The sequence below is a fragment of the Cupriavidus sp. FW305-46 genome (assembly GCF_058787075.1).
The window spans coordinates 43200-61294 of record NZ_JBYSZI010000043.1 but is presented as its reverse complement, the minus strand read 5'-3'; the positions used below and the strand labels follow the sequence as shown (position 1 = coordinate 61294).

Annotated in this window: 14 protein-coding genes and 2 pseudogenes; 5 read left to right on the top strand and 11 right to left on the bottom strand. The window is 64.5% G+C overall.

The genetic code is table 11. The features are described from left to right. Window positions 1-67 precede the first annotated feature (67 nt). From gsiB to AC3WON_RS20730, 4 genes are read right to left on the bottom strand one after another with little or no spacing between them, the layout of a single operon-like run. Window positions 68-1624 carry a glutathione ABC transporter substrate-binding protein GsiB gene (gsiB, locus tag AC3WON_RS20745; RefSeq protein WP_492352648.1) on the bottom strand — a complete coding sequence of 519 codons (1557 nt, stop codon included), beginning with the start codon at window positions 1622-1624 and terminating at the stop codon, window positions 68-70. Between the two features lie 38 nt (window positions 1625-1662). Continuing rightward, window positions 1663-3546: a dipeptide ABC transporter ATP-binding protein gene (locus tag AC3WON_RS20740; RefSeq protein ID WP_492352650.1), complete on the bottom strand. Its 1884-nt coding sequence runs from the start codon at window positions 3544-3546 to the stop codon at window positions 1663-1665. A gap of 56 nt (window positions 3547-3602) precedes the next feature. Further along, window positions 3603-4577 carry an isoaspartyl peptidase/L-asparaginase family protein gene (locus tag AC3WON_RS20735; RefSeq protein WP_492317871.1) on the bottom strand — a complete coding sequence of 325 codons (975 nt, stop codon included), beginning with the start codon at window positions 4575-4577 and terminating at the stop codon, window positions 3603-3605. Between the two features lie 8 nt (window positions 4578-4585). Next, a complete protein-coding gene (locus tag AC3WON_RS20730; protein WP_492317872.1) occupies window positions 4586-5548 on the bottom strand; it encodes a MurR/RpiR family transcriptional regulator in 963 nt (320 codons plus the stop codon). Window positions 5549-5832: 284 nt separating this feature from the next. On the opposite strand from AC3WON_RS20730, the gene AC3WON_RS20725 reads away from it, so the two are divergent. Both AC3WON_RS20725 and AC3WON_RS20720 read left to right on the top strand, forming a co-directional pair. After that, a complete protein-coding gene (locus AC3WON_RS20725) occupies window positions 5833-7767 on the top strand; it encodes an ATP-binding cassette domain-containing protein (protein WP_492352647.1) in 1935 nt (644 codons plus the stop codon). Window positions 7768-7868: 101 nt separating this feature from the next. Continuing rightward, window positions 7869-8178 (top strand): annotated as a pseudogene (locus AC3WON_RS20720) (Tn3 family transposase); the annotation flags it as partial. 227 nt (window positions 8179-8405) lie between these two features. Here AC3WON_RS20720 and AC3WON_RS20715 read toward each other — a convergent pair. From AC3WON_RS20715 to AC3WON_RS20705, 3 genes are all read right to left on the bottom strand, one after another. Beyond that, complete coding sequence (locus tag AC3WON_RS20715; RefSeq protein ID WP_492352646.1) at window positions 8406-9206, bottom strand: class I SAM-dependent methyltransferase; 801 nt, start codon at window positions 9204-9206, stop codon at window positions 8406-8408. Between the two features lie 393 nt (window positions 9207-9599). Beyond that, window positions 9600-10619: an ATP-grasp domain-containing protein gene (locus AC3WON_RS20710; RefSeq protein ID WP_492317947.1), complete on the bottom strand. Its 1020-nt coding sequence runs from the start codon at window positions 10617-10619 to the stop codon at window positions 9600-9602. A 429-nt stretch (window positions 10620-11048) separates the two neighbouring features. Further along, a complete protein-coding gene (locus tag AC3WON_RS20705; RefSeq protein WP_492317875.1) occupies window positions 11049-11705 on the bottom strand; it encodes a sugar transferase in 657 nt (218 codons plus the stop codon). Between the two features lie 270 nt (window positions 11706-11975). On the opposite strand from AC3WON_RS20705, the gene AC3WON_RS20700 reads away from it, so the two are divergent. The 3 genes and pseudogenes from AC3WON_RS20700 to AC3WON_RS20690 form a co-directional block, all read left to right on the top strand. Continuing rightward, complete coding sequence (locus AC3WON_RS20700; RefSeq protein ID WP_492317876.1) at window positions 11976-12278, top strand: hypothetical protein; 303 nt, start codon at window positions 11976-11978, stop codon at window positions 12276-12278. A gap of 90 nt (window positions 12279-12368) precedes the next feature. After that, window positions 12369-13709, top strand: a complete 1341-nt coding sequence (locus AC3WON_RS20695) for an NAD(P)-binding domain-containing protein (RefSeq protein WP_492317877.1) — start codon at window positions 12369-12371, stop codon at window positions 13707-13709. Window positions 13710-13777: 68 nt separating this feature from the next. Beyond that, a pseudogene (locus tag AC3WON_RS20690) lies at window positions 13778-13954 on the top strand (transposase); the annotation flags it as partial. A gap of 113 nt (window positions 13955-14067) precedes the next feature. On the opposite strand, the gene AC3WON_RS20685 reads toward AC3WON_RS20690, so the two are convergent. From AC3WON_RS20685 to alr, 4 genes are all read right to left on the bottom strand, one after another. Beyond that, window positions 14068-14553 (bottom strand): disulfide bond formation protein B, encoded by a 486-nt coding sequence (locus AC3WON_RS20685; protein WP_010810635.1) that lies wholly within the window; start codon window positions 14551-14553, stop codon window positions 14068-14070. 144 nt (window positions 14554-14697) lie between these two features. Further along, a complete protein-coding gene (locus AC3WON_RS20680) occupies window positions 14698-15261 on the bottom strand; it encodes a GNAT family N-acetyltransferase (protein ID WP_492317878.1) in 564 nt (187 codons plus the stop codon). 3 nt (window positions 15262-15264) lie between these two features. Beyond that, on the bottom strand, window positions 15265-16626 hold the full coding sequence (gene radA / locus AC3WON_RS20675) for a DNA repair protein RadA (RefSeq protein WP_492317879.1): 1362 nt from the start codon (window positions 16624-16626) through the stop codon (window positions 15265-15267). A gap of 95 nt (window positions 16627-16721) precedes the next feature. Beyond that, window positions 16722-17843 (bottom strand): alanine racemase, encoded by a 1122-nt coding sequence (gene alr, locus AC3WON_RS20670; RefSeq protein WP_492317880.1) that lies wholly within the window; start codon window positions 17841-17843, stop codon window positions 16722-16724. Between the last annotated feature and the right edge of the window lie 252 nt (window positions 17844-18095).

Genomic DNA, 18095 nt, shown 5'->3' with positions numbered 1-18095 from the left:
CCCCTCTCCCGCTCGCGGGAGAGGGGAGCAAACCACCAGCGGGAGAAGCGCCGCTGGGGGTCTCTTATCACTGCTTGATATCGATCTCTTCAAAATTGAACGACCCATCCGGCATCACATACGCACCGGTCAACCGCTTGCTGCGCGCAAACAGCACCTTCTCGGTCACCAGGAAGGCCCACGGCGCATCCTTCCAGATGCGTTCCTGGGCGTCCTTGTACAGGCGCGCCTTTTCGCCACGATCGGTGGTGCGCAGCGCGCCGGCGATATCGGCGTCGACCTGGTCGTTCTTGTAGTACGCGGTATTCAGCAGCTTGGGCGGCATCGACTCCGAAGCCAGCAGCGGACGCAGCGCCCAGTCCGATTCACCGGTCGACGACGACCAGCCCACGTAGTAGATGCGCACGCCGGCATCTTCCGGCTTGGGCACGCTCTCGACCTTCTCCACGCGCTGGCCGGCCTCGAGCGCCTGCACCGAGGCCTTGATGCCGACCTGCTGCAGCTGCTGCTGCACGAACTGGATCACCTTCTGCGCGGTGGTGTGGTTGTAGGCCGACCACAGCGTGGTCTCGAAGCCATTCGGATAGCCGGCTTCCTTCAGCAGCGCGCGCGCCTTGGCCGGGTCATACGGCCACGGGCCCAGCTTCTCGGCATAGTCCACGCCCGGCGGCACCACGCCTTCTGCCGGCACCGCGTAGCCAGCGAAGGCGACCTTGGCCAGCGCGTCCTTGTTGATGGCATAGTTGATGGCCTGGCGCACCTTGGGGTCGTTGAACGGCTTGACCATGGTGTTCAGCGACAGGTAGCGCTGGATGATCGACGGCGAGGCGATCAGATCCACCTTGGCGCTGTTCTTCAGCACCGCGGCCTGCTCGAACGGGATGCTGAAGGCAAAGTCAGCCTCGCCGGTCTGCATGATCGCGGCGCGGGTGTTGTTGTCGACCACCGGCTTCCAGGTAATGGTGTCGATCTTCGGGTAGCCGGTCTTCCAGAAGCCTGCGAATTTCTTGCCCTTCAGGTGGTCGGGCTGCTTCCATTCGACAAATTCGAAGGGGCCCGTGCCAACCGGGTGGAAGGCGATTTCCTTGCCGTACTTCTGCAGCGCGGCCGGCGAGATCATCACCGCCGACGGGTGCGCCAGCACGTTGATGAACGGCGAGAACGGCTCTTTCAGCGTGACCTTGACCGTATTGGCATCGACCACGTCAGTCCTGGCGACACGGTTGAACAGCGTGTAGCGCTTGAGCTTGTTGGCCGGGTTGGTGACGCGGTCCAGGTTGGCCTTGACGGCGCCGGCATCGAAGGTGGTGCCGTCGTGGAACTTGATGCCCTTCTTCAGCTTGATCGTATACGTGAGGCCGTCCTTGCTGACGTCGTAGCTGTCTGCCAGCACATTGACCAGCTTCATGTCCTTGTCCAGGCCGAACAGGCCCTGGTAGAAGCTCTTCCCAACCGCCTGCGACAGCGTGTCGTTCGAATCGTACGGATCCAGCGAGGTGAAGGTCGAACTCACCGCCATCACGGCATCCTTGGCGGCGAAGGCCGGGGCCGAAGCCAACATGCCCAGCGTGCCGGCGGCAAAGGCGCCGGCCACCCATCGGGGCGAAACCATACGTGCAGACATCGTCGATTCTCCTTGGTAACTTGGTGACTTCCAGGACTTCAATAGGCGCCGCCGACGGCATGCCGGGCGACATAGTGGCCGAGCGATCCGCTGCCGGCGACCTGCACCAGCGGTTGCACCACCGGCTCGTCGCCAACCGCGCGGATCGGGCTGGGGATCTCGTCGTTGAGCGGCTCGCGCCGCAGGTGGCGCCGCGCCGGGTCGGCGATCGGCACCGCCGACATCAGCTTCTTGGTGTACGGATGCTGCGGATTCTCGAAGATCGCGCGGCGCGGCCCGATCTCGACGATCTGGCCCAGGTACATCACCGCCACGCGATGGCTCACGCGCTCCACCACCGCCATGTCGTGCGAGATAAACAGGAAGGCGATGCCAAGCTCGCGCTGCAGGTCCAGCATCAGGTTGACGATCTGCGCCTGGATCGACACGTCCAGCGCCGACACCGACTCATCGGCCACCACCACCTTGGGGTTCAGCGCCAGCGCGCGCGCAATGCAGATGCGCTGGCGCTGGCCGCCGGAGAACTCGTGCGGATAGCGCGCCGCGTGCGATGCATCCAGCCCGACCTTGTCGAGCAGCCAGGCCACGCGCTGCTCTGCCTCCTTGCCGCTGGCGACCTTGTGCACCAGCAGCGGCTCCATGATCGAGTAACCCACCGGCACGCGCGGATCGAGCGAGGCGAACGGGTCCTGAAAGATGAACTGGATATTGCGGCGCAGGGTCTGCAGCGCCGGCCCTTCCATCTTGCTGATGTTCTGCCCGGCAAACTCGATGGTGCCGCTCTGGCTTTCCACCAGGCGCAGCAGCGAGCGGCCCGTGGTGGACTTGCCGCAGCCGGACTCGCCCACCAGCGCCAGCGTCTCGCCGGGATAGAGGTCGAAGCTGACCTTCTCGACCGCATGCACGCGCCGCGTGACGCGGCCGAACAGGCCGCCGGGGACGTCGAAGCGCGTCACCAGGTCCTGCACGCGCAGGATCGGCGCCACGCCCGGGGTAACGGTGTCCTGCGCTGCGACCGGTTCAGGGTTGGCGCTGCCCAGCTGCAGCAACGGGAACTTGGCCGGCAGGTCGGTGCCGCTCATGGCGCCAAGGCGCGGCACCGCCGACAGCAGCGCGCGTGTGTACGGATGGGCGGGGGCACGGAACACATCGTCCGAGGTGCCCTCTTCCACCTTCTCGCCGCGGTACATCACCAGCACGCGGTCGGCGACCTCGGCCACCACGCCCATGTCGTGGGTGATGAAGACCACGCCCATGTGCATCTCGGCCTGCAGGCCGCGGATCAGCTGGAGGATCTCGGCCTGGATGGTCACGTCCAGCGCCGTGGTGGGCTCGTCGGCGATCAGCAGCGCCGGCTTGCACGACAGCGCCATCGCGATCATCACGCGCTGGCGCATGCCGCCGGAGAGCTGGTGCGGATAGCGCTCCAGCACGCGGCGCGCCTCGGGGATGCGCACCAGCTCCAGCATGCGCAGCGCTTCGGCGCGCGCCGCGGCGCGGCTCTTGCCCTGGTGCAGGCGGATCGATTCAGCGATCTGCTCGCCCACCGGGAACACCGGGTTGAGCGAGGTCATCGGCTCCTGGAAGATCATCGCCACGTCGGCGCCGCGCACGCTGCGCAGGGTGGCGTTATCCGCGCGCGCCAGCTCGATCACCTCGCCGCCGCGCCGGCGCAGCGCCATGCTGCCGGAGGCGATCTTGCCGCCGCCATGCTCGACCAGGCGCATCAGCGCCAGCGACGTCACCGACTTGCCCGACCCCGACTCACCCACCACCGCCAGCGTCTCGCCGCGGTCGACATGGAAGGACAGGTTGCGCACGGCCTCGACGGTGCGCTCGGACGTGGCAAAGCGCACGGTCAGCCCGTTCACCGAGACCACGCGCTGCGGTGGCAGCACGATGCCGGACTGGGAGGCTTGCATAGGGGAAGTGGCCACTGGAACTCCTTGTATTACCGGGTGATGCAGGGGGATGGCGCTCAGCCGTAGATCGACACGTTCACGGCCTCGCCCACCCGGGCGAAACCGCGGTACATGCCTTCGGTGTTGAAAGGCAGCGTGACGTTGCCGGCGCGGTCCACCGCGATCAGGCCGCCGCGGCCGTTGATGGCCGGCAGCTTCTCCATCACCACGCGCCGCGCCGATTCCTCGAGCGACAGGCCCGCATAGCGCATCTGCGCGGCCACGTCGTGCGCGGCCACGGTGCGGATAAACATCTCGCCGGTGCCGGTGGCAGACACGGCCGCCACGTCGTCCGCATAGCAGCCCGCGCCGATCACCGGGGTATCGCCCACGCGCCCCACCTGCTTGTTGGTCACGCCGCCGGTGGAGGTGGCCGCAGCCAGGTTGCCGCGGCCGTCGCAGGCCACCGCGCCGACAGTGCCGAACTTGCTGTCCGGATCGATCGGGTCGCGCGCCAGCGGCTTGCCTTGCGCCACCAGCGCAGCGGCATCGTGGTCCAGCAGCGCCATGCCGGCGTTGCCAAGCGCACGCTGCCACTGGTCATGGCGGGCCTGCGTGAAGTAGTAGTCCGGGCCCACCAGTTCCAGCCCCTGCGCCTGCGCAAAGGCCTCGGCGCCGGCGCCGGCAAAGAGCACGTGTTCGCTGTGGTCCAGCACCGCGCGCGCGGCCAGCACCGGGTTGCGCAGGCGCGTGACGCAGGCCACGGCGCCGGCTTCCAGCGTGGCGCCGTCCATCACCGCGGCATCGAGCTCATAGGTGCCGGCATGGGTCAGCACGGCACCCTTGCCGGCGTTGAACAGCGGGCATTCTTCCAGCAGGCGCACGGCCTCGGTGACCGCATCGAGCGCGCTGCCGCCCTCGGCCAGGATGCGCTGGCCGGCTTGCAGCACGTGTTGCAGCGCTTCGATGTATTCGCGTTCGCGGGCGGCGTCCATCGCCGCGCGGGTGATGGTGCCGGCGCCGCCGTGGATGGCAATGACTGCTGGTTGCATGTGAATGCTCAGGACTTGCGGGTGTTGGAGGATCGGCCGCGCTTGGCGCCGGCCGTGGGTTCGGTGGGCTGCGCGGTGCCGGGCGCGGCACGGCCGGCGGACTCCGCGGCCGGCGCGCCGTACAGCCACGGCAGCAGGAATTCGGTCATTTCGGCGGCGGCCTTGACCGGGCGCTCGGCCCGGTGCGCCACCGCGCCGCACAGCGCCTCGATCAGCGCCAGCACGGTGGCATCGGAGTTGGCCGAGAGCCGGTTGCCGGCCTGCGCGTAAAGCGCGATATCAGCCAGCGGCGCCAGCGGCGAGGTCGGCCCGTCGGTCAGCGCCAGCACCTGGCCGCCGCGCGACTTGGCCCGCTCGGCCAGTTCGATGGTGTCCGTGACGTAGCGCGGGAAGGCAATCACGATCAGCAGGTCGCTCGGCTGCTGCTTGAACAGCTGCCGCGCCGCATGCGAGGCGCCGCCGGCGCCCGCCACCGAGGTCACCATGCGGCAGTGCATTTCCAGCCCGTGCTGCAGCAGGCCCGCCAGGAAACCGCTGGCACCGAAGCCGGCCACGTAGACACGCTGCGCCGCCAGGATCGCCGAGACCGCGCGCTCGCAGGCCTCCGGGTCGATGCCGCGCCGCGTGGCTTCGGCGTTGGCCGCGGCATCTTCGAGCGAGGCGGCAAAGACTTCGGCCGCGGTCGCGGGCCGCTCCAGCTCGCTGCGCAACCGCTCCACCGGAGCCAGCGTGGCCTCGAAGCCGCGCACCAGCTCGGCCCGGAACTGCGGATAGCCGTCGAACCCCAGCGCCCGCGCAAAACGGTTGGCCGTGGCCACCGACACCTCCACCGCCGCGGCAAATTCGTCGATGCGCATGGTCGCCGCGCGGAACAGATTGGCCAACACGTATTCCGCCATGCGGCGGTGCGCCGGCGTCAGCGTCGGCAGGCTGCGCGCAATGCGGTCTGAGATCGAGTGGCCTTTTTGCATGGTGGAAGCGGTTGGTCTGGACGTCGTCTGGTGCACGCCGTGTTCGTGAAAATGAATTTACACGCAACGCACGAACAAGAAAATAGAGTTTTGCGAGACCAAGGGTAATCCCTGAATCGCCGCGGCACGAAGGCACATTGGCGGTGCACGTTGCCGAGCTGTTTTGCACCGTCAAGGCGTGCGGCGCACCGGAAACGCTACAATGCCGGCCAGCGCACCAGGCCCGGCGGTTGCCCGCTTTCTGCGCGCTTTTTCTGTTTTTCACTCAGGCATTTCCCCCTCCCGTGATCCGAATCGACCAGCTAGTCCTCCAGCGCGGCACCAAGGTGCTGTTCGACCACACCAGCGTGACGCTCAACCCGGGCGAGCGCGTGGGCCTCGTCGGCGCCAACGGCAGCGGCAAGTCGACGCTGTTCGCGCTGCTGCGCGGCGAGCTGCATCCGGACGGGGGCGACGTCATCGTGCCGGCGCAGTGGCGCGTCGCGCACGTGGCGCAGGAAACGCCTGCGGTCAGCCGCACCGCCGTGGATTACGTGATCGATGGCGACACCCGCCTGCGCGAGATCGAAGCCGCCATCGCCGCCGCACAGGCCAGCGGCGACGGGAGTGCCGAGGGCGAAGCCCACGCCGCCTTTGCCGACGCCGACGGCTACACCGCCCCGGCGCGCGCCGAGGCCCTGCTACTGGGCCTGGGTTTCACGCTGGCGCAGGTGTCGCAGCCGGTGGCCTCGTTCTCCGGCGGCTGGCGCATGCGCCTGAACCTGGCACAGGCGCTGATGTGCCCGTCCGACCTGCTGCTGCTTGACGAACCGACCAACCACCTGGACCTGGACGCCATCGTCTGGCTGGAAGACTGGCTGGCGCGCTATCCCGGCACGCTGGTGATGATTTCGCACGACCGCGAATTCCTCGATGCGATCTGCAACGTCACCGTGCATATCGAGAACCAGCAACTGCGCCGCTACGGCGGCAACTACACGCTGTTCGAGACCCTGCGCCTGCAGCAGATGGCACAGCAGCAATCCGCCTACGTGCGCCAGCAGAAGGAAATCGCGCACCTGGAATCGTTCATCACGCGCTTCAAGGCCAAGGCGACCAAGGCGCGCCAGGCGCAGAGCCGCGTCAAGGCGCTGGAAAAGATGGAGCGGCTGGCGCCGGTGCACGTGGCCGCCGGCTTCGCCTTCGAGTTCCGCGAACCCGACGCCGCGCCCAACCCGATGATGGTGCTCGACGGTGTCGACTGCGGCTATGCCGAGGCCGAGCCGCCCGTCACCATCCTGCACAACCTGGCGCTGTCGATCCAGAACGGCCAGCGCATCGGCCTGCTCGGCGCCAACGGCCAGGGCAAGTCGACGCTGGTCAAGACGCTGGCGGGCACGCAGGATCCGCTCAAGGGCAACCTGCGCCTGGGCAAGGGCCTGCAGATCGGCTACTTCGCCCAGCACCAGCTGGAGACGCTGCGCGACCACGACTCGCCGCTGCAGCACCTGGCGCGGCTGGCACCCGATACCCGCGAGCAGGAACTGCGCGACTTCCTCGGCAGCTTCAACTTCCGCGGCGACATGGCCACTTCGCCGATCGAACCGTTCTCAGGCGGCGAGAAAGCGCGGCTGGCGCTGGCGCTGATCGTCTGGCAGAAGCCCAACCTGCTGCTGCTCGACGAACCGACCAACCACCTGGACCTCGACACCCGCGAGGCGCTGACCATGGCGCTGGCACAGTTCGAAGGCACGCTGATCCTGGTGTCGCACGACCGGCATCTGCTGCGCGCGACCGCCGACCAGTTCATGCTGGTGGCCGACGGCACCATCAAGCCGTTCGACGGCGACCTGGACGACTACCGCGACTGGCTGCTGCAACAGGCCGCGGCCAAGCGCAATGCCGCCACTGCCGCGCACCTGGCAGAGAACGCCGGCGATGCCGCGTCGGCGGTCAACCGCAAGGACCAGCGCCGCGCCGAGGCCGACGAGCGCCAGCGGTTGTCAGCACTGCGCAAGCCGTTGACGAAGGAACTGGAAAAGGTGGAAAAGCGCATGGCGGTACTGCAGGCCGCCAAGGAGGAGATCGACCAGTTCATGGCCGATGAAAGCAGCTATGCCGAAGCCAACAAGACGAAGTTGATGGAGATGCTCAAGCGCCAGGGTGAGGTCAATGGCGAGCTGGAGACGCTGGAGGAGAAGTGGCTGGAGTTGCAGGAGCAGATCGAGCAGATTGCGTGAGGGGACGATAGCACTGATGCGCGATGCCTCGCGGTCTGGGGGGGCAGGAGTTTGGCGCTGCTTGTCACGGAAACGGCCATGGACGTTCTGGCCAACATTATTCTCTGCCGGCGGGTTACCACTTGCGCCACCGCAAGATGGGAGCGGTGGCCTACCGCCATGTTGCCGACAACTACATCGCCCGGCGTCGGCGTGTGGGAGGCCTACCTCATCGAGGGCCCGCTCAAGACAGGCTTGAGCGTGGAGGCCGGCACCGTGCATGCCGACACCCAGGCGCAGTCGGCCGCCGTTTTCGCCTTTACCTACCTGCTTGGCATCAAGCTGATGCCGCGGATTCGCAACTGGCAGGACCTGAAACTTTACCGAGCCGATCCCACCTCCAGGTATCGTAACAGTGACCGCCTCTTTTCGGGCGCAGTGGGTACACGCTCATCGGCACAGCCAGCTCAGCGGCCTCAGCACCGAGACTACCCGCGCCAAGTGCTGGGCCGCATCGCCGATCATCCAATTAACCGGACCCGAACTGCCGCCTGGGCCGTCGCTGCCGAGCTGCCGGCCCTCGAACCGGCCCTGGTCTCCTACGTCAAAATCCCTTGCCACCGTCAAGGACGGCACGTTACATCTTGGCAGAGGTTCAGTTAGGTTTGCCGAGGCAGTTCGTACGCGATGGTACGAATGACGCCTACGTTGTCCTGCACCTCGCAGAGTATCCGCGTCGACAAGGCTTTCAGCTCGAACGGCGGCTCCGTCACCACGATCCCGCTTGGTATAGCCCCCCAAATCCGGAGACCAGGACCGATCGGCTTGTCGAGATTTGGCGGGAAATCGGGTGCCAGAGGCAAGTACTCAGTCAGAATCAGGCTCTTGTATGGCGTCAGGCTGGCAAGCACGCCGGCAATGCGTGCGTTGTCCAGATGATCGAGCACCTGGCGCAGGAAAACGACGTCACCTCTCGGCCAGAGCTCGCTTGTGATGTCGAGGCACCGGAAGTCCACATCAAGACTGGAGAACCTGGTGCGGTTCGACTGGATGACTGCCTCGACCACGTCGCAAGCAATGTAGCGTGCGCAAGCCGGCCGGATACGGCTGCCGACATTGAAATCGCCGCAACCGAGGTCAACCACGTCTGGCCGGTATGGCAACGAGCCGAGGTAGGCCGTTACGGCTTCGACATAGGTGTCGACGATCGCCGGATCATGAGAACTGCTCCCGCTGTAGAACCCGGAGTGGTCCTTCGCCACGCCCCACCCCCCGGTTTCGTAGACATGGGAAAACACCTCGCGAAGCGCCTTTCCCTGATACAGGGCGCGGTCTTTGCGGATGGTCCGGTCGTGGTGGTATTTCAGCAACCAGGCTGGCGTGTACGGCTTGAGCCGTTGTTTCAGCCGTTGCATCAACACAGTGCGCAAAGGCTTGGTCGGTATGCTTGAAGTGTTCACAATATGCCTCCTGCAAAGAGTGGCGAAATGTGGACGGCCCGGGGCGGGCGGGTCGCGAGCCCTCAATCTATCGGGTGTGCAAACCGCACAATGTCTGGTTTCGCACATCGGAATGTCAAAAAGGTCCAGTGTATGGCGCGTCGGCAAGCATCTGACCGATGACGCTCTTCACGAGGGGACGCATTTGGCCGGCACCTGTCGCCTGGCGGCTCCCGGGCATCTGCCTCGCTGTGCTCACACCGAGCAGCGCTGCCGAATTGACCCGGCGCGCCATGGAAATGAGCGCGCAACCGCTCACGGAAATCGCCGCGATTTGCCGACAGTCTGGTTCAAGATCCATCTCGGACGAGTGTGGCTGCTCCGTCCTGTTGCATTGCTCGTTATCGCCTGCCTTTATCCCTCCTCAACCCATGCTCCCACGCCGACCGGGTAGTCGCACTTGGCCAGTTCGATACCGGCCTGATAGCGGACTTCCTGCCCTTGCTGCCCGCCGCGCACGCAATTCAGCAGTATCCGCACCAGGTTGGCTCCCGCTATATGGGTAAAGGGATAGCCTCCTCCGAATCTTGGATTCATCTCCAGCAGGTACTGACGCCCGTCGCGCTCGATCACATCGCAGTCGACATTGCCGATGTGCCGCAATTCGCGACTGATTCGCGTGGCCAGGTCGTTGAATGGCGCGCTTTCGACAGTGATCGCCCGGTCCGTCTCCCCCGCCCGCATCGACAGCTTCTTGCGGACCGCAAACCCGATCGGCCTCGCCTCAAGATCGTTGAAGATATCGAGCCCGTACTCCTGGCCCGAGATCACTTCCTGGATCAGCACCTCCATCCCTGGCTGTCCCATCTTTGCGAAAATCGATTTCAGCAGGATCCGCTGGCAGTACGCACGGGCGAAGCGAAGCTCGTTCAGGTCCTCGACCACGAAGATGCCAAAACTTGCGCTGCCCCAGCGGGGCTTGACAATCAGAGGGAAGGCTACCGAGCCCGTCGCAATGGCATGCTCTGCGCTTTCGAGGGTCGCATAGCTGCGCGGCGTGCACAGCCCGATTGATTCGGCGAACTGCGCAGTCAGGAACTTGTCCGCGCAAAGGTTAATGACCCCTGCCGACGAGATGACCGGTATCGTTCCGATTTCCCGAAACCGTTGAGCGTGCTCTGCAATGAGCGGGAGCTCCAAGTCATTCAGCGACAGGAGGGCCGAGACCCGATGCACCCTGCATACATCGATCAGGAAGTCGATGTAGTTATCCGCTAAGACGTCGGGGCCTACCAAGAACATGTCGCATGCGCTCGCGGCCGGCGCGCCGCGTTGCATGTCCACCCCAAGCACCATGCCGGTCCCGCTTAGCTCCGACTTGAAATACTCCACCAGATAGCGCCGTCTACCTATGCAGGTCAAAAGAACGTTCATCTTCACCCCAATGTCATTCCAATCAAAATGACCCTGCCATAGCCTCACAGGTCTTTCGATGCTTTCGTCGGACCGGATTTCGGCCCTGCGGCTGGAGCGCCGGCACTTTCTTCCTTGCAGTCCTTGAACCTGGGTTCACCGATCGCGCGAAGCCGTCCCGCCAGAACTGCGGCCATTGTCCTGCGCCCAACCGTACCACGTACCATCTAATCAGAATCACCGGCAGGAAAGAAGCACGATACGTGCGCCAATTCACGTAGTGGCAACACGCCTTTGAGCACCCACCGGCACAGCCTCTCACCAACGGCCGTCCCCTCCTGGTCCGGTAGTTTGTCTTGTTCGAGCTGAACTGCCACGATACGGCATCGATCTCTTCGCGAGAGAAGCATGGTCACAAGGAGAACATGCGGTATTCAGCATGAACACTCGTCATGCCGTGCGAATCGGAACTTCTTCTTTCTGCGCGGCCTCGGACTCGCTGGCGACGTACTGGGTGCCTGGGCTGCCTGTAAATGAAGGCACGGTCAGATCCCCCGCGGCGTTGATGCCCTGGCGGTCCATGACAGTGCCCACCGTGAGCCAGAGGATCTTCAGATCCAGCCAGAAAGAGCAGTGGTCCACATACCAGGTGTCGAAGTGAAACTTATCTTCCCAGCTCAGAGAGTTCCGCCCGTTCACCTGCGCCCAGCCGGAAATGCCGGGACGGACCAGATGACGACGTGCCTGGTCCGGTGAGTAGAACGGCAGGTACTTCATCGGCAAAGGCCGTGGACCAATGACACTCATGTCGCCCACCAGAACGCACCAGAACTGAGGCAGCTCATCGAGACTGGAGCGGCGCAGAAAATTGCCGAACGGCGTGAGCCTGTCATCATCCGGCAAGAGCTCGTCATCAGGGCCTCGCTCTTCCGTCATGGTTCGGAACTTCACGACTTCGAATGGCCTGGCACCCAGGCCTGCACGTGTTGCACGAAACAGCACCGGACTGCCCAGCTTCCATCGCACTGCGCCAGCCAGGATCAGCAACGGAATGGCCAGCACGAGCAATGCCATGGAGGCGAAAACTATGTCGAACAAACGCTTCATGATCGATCCGCCCAGTTCGTCCCGCAGCGGCATTCATGGCCATCCCCTGACAGACAATGGATTTCCGCTCCGGCGTCTATCTAACCAAAGCCGAGCCTCCGTGTGAAGGACCAAAATGTGGTCGAGGCCACGTTGCGCCGCGCCACCGGTGCTGGAACGGTTGCATCGCCAGGAATTCGACTATGTCCGCCATGGCATACATGGCTCTGACGACCTGCGCCTGCGCGCAAGCTGTGTCCGGCCACCCGAAAGAGAATCAAGAAAGCGAGTGTGCGCGCCCGTACAGATGACACGGCGGCCTGGTTCTGGATTGCCTTAATCTGGCTGGACGGCACGATAGAAGCAATCGGAAATCGCTGTGCAGCACGCCACGCTGATCTATTGGACACGCTGAATAGGGCGATCGCAACTGTTCAATTGCTTGGATTGGCGCGCCCGATGGTCAATCGTGAAGTCAATAGTGCGGTTGATCTCTCAAGGCGCCGCACTATGGTCGCGCCATGCCTGTGGTTATTTGGTTCGCACTTTCAGTGGCATGATTTTATCGAAGACATGACAGCACCGGAAAAATGATTCAAGAATGATTTTCTGCACCGCAGCATCATGCGGTGGTCCGTACTGCGCGGCTCCGCAAGCCAGGCAAGTTTAAGGGGAAGAGCAATAATGATCTCGTCGACGGATACGGTTATCATCGGAGCTGGTCCCTATGGCTTATCGGTTTCGGCCTACCTGACCTCAGCTGGCGTGCCTCATCAAATTCTTGGGAAACCAATGCATGCCTGGAGGAATTTCATGCCTCCAGGCATGCTGTTGCGCTCGGAAGGATTTGCCTCGAATCTCTATGCGCCGCGGGAAGGCTATACGATTGAAGAATATTGCCGTCGCAATCGTATTGAATATAAACCGATTGGTATGCACCTGCCGCTCGAGCTCTTCGTGGAATACGGGCTTTGGTTTCAGTCGCAGTTGGTCAGTCATGTTCGCGCAGTGGAAGTTGTCGATATGCACCGCAAGGATGCATTCTTCCGGCTGGCCCTGGGCGACGGCAGTTCCCTGGCGGCGCGGCGCGTGGTAATGGCTTTGGGTCTGAAGGGATTTTCGCAAATGCCTCCGGCACTACAGGGCATGCCGACACCTTACGTGGTTCACTCCAGCGAATTCGGGAGTCTGGAATGGGCTAAGAACAAGAACATCGTCGTTGTGGGCGGAGGTCAGTCGGCAATCGGGCTCGCAGCACTGTTGAGCGAGATCGGAGCGCGGGTTCGCTTACTCGTGCGCGGTGCGACTGTGAATTGGAGTAATGAACCGCGTACCTCCCGCGGGGGTATCTCAAGGCTACTGAGATCGCACGTCGGGATAGGACGCGGTTGGCAGTCGAATACTCCGAGCGCTCTTTTGTCTTCCTTCTTGGTGTCCGAGTACCCTATTGTCTTCCACATGATGAATCTTGAGCGCCGCATGAGAACTCTAGAGACTGGGTGGGGACCGTCGGGTGCCTGGTGGCTGCGCAATCGCGTGGATGGCAAGATTGATATCTTGACTCAGACTGAAATCAGGCAGGCCGAAGTCAAGAATGGTCAGGTAGTTCTGCAGGTCGCGACCAGGAACGAAACGTCCTGCATTAGCGCTGATCATGTTGTTGTCGCGACGGGGTTCAAGGTTGACATGGCCAGACATTCCTTCATTTCCCAGGAACTCTTGAATTCGCTTTCACTCATTGACGGCTCGCCAAGTCTGACGCGCAATTTCGAAACCAATGTACGCGACCTATATGTGGTTGGGCCGGCCGCCGCGCTGAGCTTTGGGCCTGCTCTGCGTTTCATCTATGGCGCAAAATATGCGGCTCCACAGTTGGCACGGCACATCAGTAGATGCTTCAAGAATGAAACCAGGATTTCCGTCGCCCAGTCACAGGCCCTCCCTTCGGAGCTGGTCGAGGGAAGTGGTGGCAGCGGCCTGCATGGACAAAGCATACTTCAGGCCCCGGGAAATAATATCGAATAGTTTCAGAAGGCGCTCTCAACTTGCTAAGAGCGAGACGGAGTAGTGGCAAGCCGGACCACTGCACCCGGGATATCCTGACTGCGGTGGCAGACGGCCTCAAGGGCATGGAACAGGCCCTGAACGCCGTGTTCCCCCAAACGAGGCTGCAGTCCTGCATCGTGCATCTGATCCGCAACAGCCTGGAATACGCCAGCAGGAAGGAGTGCCGGGCCGTGGCGGCGGCGATCAAGCTACTGTGGCTGGCCCTGCGCAACAGGTACTACCCGACTACGTCAAAGCAAACCAGCGCTGCTCGAAAATCCGTTGCATCAAACAAACACCGGCGCCTGGTGCGCCGGTTTCCTTATCAGTTCACCACTCAGCGGAAATTCTTCTCGCGCCGGATCAACCCCACCGCCAGCGTCAGCGTCAGGATAAACAGCCAGATCAGCGACCATGCCGGCACCGACAGCCCCAGCACCGGCGGCAGCGGCGCGGTGCACAGGCCATCCGCGTAGAACACCTGCGGCAGCGCCTTGGCAGTCGGCAGCGCGTTGACCCAGTTCTCCAGCGGATCGATGCCGCAGCTGGCCTTGGGATTGAGCAGCAGCGACACGTGGTAGACCGCCACCGCAATCCCGGCGATGCCGGACAGCATGCCCAGGCCCTGCCACAGCGAGCGCGTGTTCTGCGCCACCGCGGCCAGCAGCGAGAAGATGCCGATGCCGATAAAGGCAAAGCGCTGCATCACGCAGAGCGGGCAAGGCTGGTAGCCCTTTTCAAACTGCAGGTAGAGCGCAACGCCGACCAGGCCGAAGGAAACGAGGGCGATCAGCAGGAAATAGGCGCGAGAGTTGGCTTGCATAGTGGGTGATCAGGTAATCCGGTAAGCGCTGCCGTCGGTTGATGGCGCGGCATTGCTGCGCATTATTACCTATTTTGCAGCGCCTGCAGTTGGCGTCACACGCAGCGCAAGCCCCCTGCCCTGTGGCGGATTGACGCAGGTGTGCTATGCGCCGGCTGCCTGCCACGCCGTGCGCGGCAAACGGTACAGGCAGTGGGGCCGCAAGGGGTGCCCTTGCGGCAACGCGGGATGCTCGAAACCCACGGCATCCTCACGCATGCCGAGCCTTTCCATGACCGCCCGCGAGCGGGCGTTGGCGAGTGTCGTGAAGGACACGATCTCATCCAGCCCCAGCCGCTCAAAGCCCCAGGCAAGCGCGCCGCGTGCCGCCTCGGTCGCGTAGCCGCTGCCCCAGGCGTGCCGCGCCAGGCGCCAGGCGATCTCCACGCAAGGCGCGAACGGCAGCGCCGCGGTGGGTTCGTGCAGTCCGACAAACCCCAGGAAAACACCGTCCGCCTTGCGCTCCGCCACCCAGACGCCCCATCCCTTCGCTGCGATCAGGCTGCGGCAGCGGTCGGCCATCGCATCGCTTTCAGCACGCGCCAGCGGCGCAGGGAAATAGCGCATCACCTGCGCATCGGCATTGAGCGCGGCAAACGGCGCATAGTCCGCCTCGCGCCACTGGCGCAGCCGCAGGCGTTCGGTCTCGAAGGCGATGCCGTCGTCCATGGCTCAGTCCAGATGGCGCACGCGGTCGATGGCCTGCTCGATGCGTTCCACCGCGATCACTTCGAGCCCGTCGATCCTCTGTTTGGGCGCGTTCGCCTTGGGAATCACGGCGATCGTAAAGCCCAGCTTGGCGGCTTCCTTCAGCCGCTCCTGCCCGCGCGGGCTGGGCCGGATCTCGCCGGCCAGGCCGACTTCGCCGAACACCACCAGGCCGCGCGGCAGCGGCTTGTTGCGCATTGATGAATGGATCGACAGCAGCACCGCGAGGTCGGCGGCGGGTTCGGTGATCTTGACCCCGCCCACCGCGTTCAGGAACACGTCCTGGTCAAAGCAGGCAATGCCCGCGTGCCGGTGCAGCACGGCCAGCAGCAGCGCCAGCCGGTTCTGCTCAAGGCCCACCGCCAGCCGGCGCGGGTTGGGCACATGGGCGGTATCGACCAGCGCCTGGATCTCCACCAGCAGCGGACGCGTGCCCTCCTGCGTCACCAGCACGCACGAGCCCGGCACGGTCTCTTCGTGCTGCGACAGGAACAGCGCCGACGGATTGCTGATGCCGCGCAGGCCGCGCTCGGTCATGGCAAACACGCCCAGCTCATTGACCGCGCCGAAGCGGTTCTTGAAGGCGCGGATCAGCCGGTGCGACGAATGGGTATCGCCCTCGAAATACAGCACCGTATCGACGATATGCTCCAGCACGCGCGGACCGGCCAGGCTGCCTTCCTTGGTCACATGGCCGACCAGGATGATGGTGATGCCGCTGCTCTTGGCAATGCGCGTCAGCTGCGCCGCGCATTCGCGCACCTGCGCCACCGAGCCCGGCGCGGAGGTCAACGCCTCTGAGTACAACGTCTGGATCGAGTCGATCACCGCGACTTCGGGCTTTTCCACTTCCAGCGTGGCCTGGATCTTCTCCAGCTGGATTTCGGCGAGCAGCCCCAGCGACGGGCTTTCCACGCCCAGCCGCTGCGCGCGCAGCGCGATCTGCGCACCGGATTCTTCGCCGCTGACGTAGAGCACGCGGCGCTGGCCCGCAAGGTTGGCCAGGGCCTGCAGCAGCAGCGTGGACTTGCCGATGCCGGGATCGCCGCCGATCAGCACCACCCCGCCCGACACCAGGCCGCCGCCCAGCACGCGGTCGAATTCATCGATGCCGCTGGAGAAGCGCGGCACGTCGGCGGCATCGATCTCCGACAGCTTGCGCACCGTGGCCGAGGCGGCCAGCGGCTGGAAGCGCTTGTTCGCGGCGGACTCGGCCACCGTCTCCACCAGCGTGTTCCACTGCTGGCAATGCGGGCACTGGCCGGCCCAGCGCGGCGTGGTGCCGCCGCATTCAGTACACGTATAGACAGTCTTGGTCTTGGCCAACGGATGTCCTTGCAGGAAAAAACGAGCCGGGCCCACAAGTGGCCCGGCCGGCAGATGGTAAGTGCGCGGGCCTGCGCCCGCACCAGCGCCCCGGATCAGGCCACGGCAGGCGCGGCGCTGTCCGAGGCCGTGATCGTCGCCACCGAGGTCGGCACGCGCGGCGCCAGCGCGCACATCAGCTCATAGCCCACCGTGCCGCTGGCCTGCGCCACCTCGTCGATCGGCAGGCCCTGGCCCCACAGCGTGACCGGGCTGCCGACCCTGGCCTTCGGGCACGGGGTCAGGTCCACGCACAGCATGTCCATCGACACGCGCCCGACCAGTTCGGTGCGCACGCCATCGACCAGCACCGGCGCGCGCTGCTCGCCCCAGCCCGACGCATGGCGCGGGTAGCCGTCGGCATAGCCGCACGCCACCACGCCGATGCGCATCGGCCGCTCGGCGGTGAACAAGGAGCCGTAGCCGACGGTATCGCCCGGCTGCAGGTCCTGCACCGAGATCAGTTCGCTGTGCAGCGACATGGCGGGCTGCAGGCCGGTGCCGGCAATATCGGCATCGCGCCCGGTCGGCGAGGCGCCGTACAGGATGATGCCCGGGCGCACCCAGGCGCGGTGCGCCTGCGGGTGCCACAGCACCGCGGCCGAGTTCGACAGGCTGGCCTCGCCCGGCAGGTTGGCCGTGGCGGCGTCGAAGGCCTCGATCTGGTGGGCGATGCCTCGGGCACTATCCGCATCGGAAAAATGCGTCATATGGACGATACTGCCCACGCAGGGCATGGCGCGTGCGCGCTCCCAGGCGGTACGGTAAGCGGCCGGATGGAAGCCGAGCCGGTTCATGCCGGTATTGAGCTTGAGCTGGATTGCCAGCGGCCCCTTGGCGCGTGCGCTTTCCAGCATGCGCAGTTGCTCGTCGCAATGGATCGCGGTGGTCAGGCGGTATTGTTCGATGACGGCAACGTCCTGCGGCTGGAAGAAGCCCTCCAGCAGCAGGATCGGGCCCTGCCAGCCAAGGTCGCGCAGCAGCACGGCCTCGTTCAGGTCCAGCAGGCCGAAACCGTCGGCGCCCCGCAGGGCGGCAAAGACGCGGCGGATGCCGTGGCCGTAGGCATTGGCCTTGACCACCGCCCAGATGCGCGACTCCGGCGCCTTGCGGCGGATGATGTCGAGATTGTTGGCCAGGGCGGGTTGGTGGATGACAGCGTGGATGGGTCTTGGCATGGAAGTCACATCTCAGGAAGCGGACGAGCAAGCAGGCGGCGCTGACGGCATGGGCGGCCGCGCGGGCGCTGGAAGGACGGCTCTGTCTCAGTATCGATGGCGCAAACGTCACCTGTCGGTGTGCAGCAGCATGTTGCGGCGACTGGCATGCGGGAATGTGCGGAATTGGCAGGCCCGTGTATCCCAGTCACCATATCGGTTCGACCACGCACCAGATCAGGGAAGACCTGGTCGGCTGGTCGCGATCGCAGT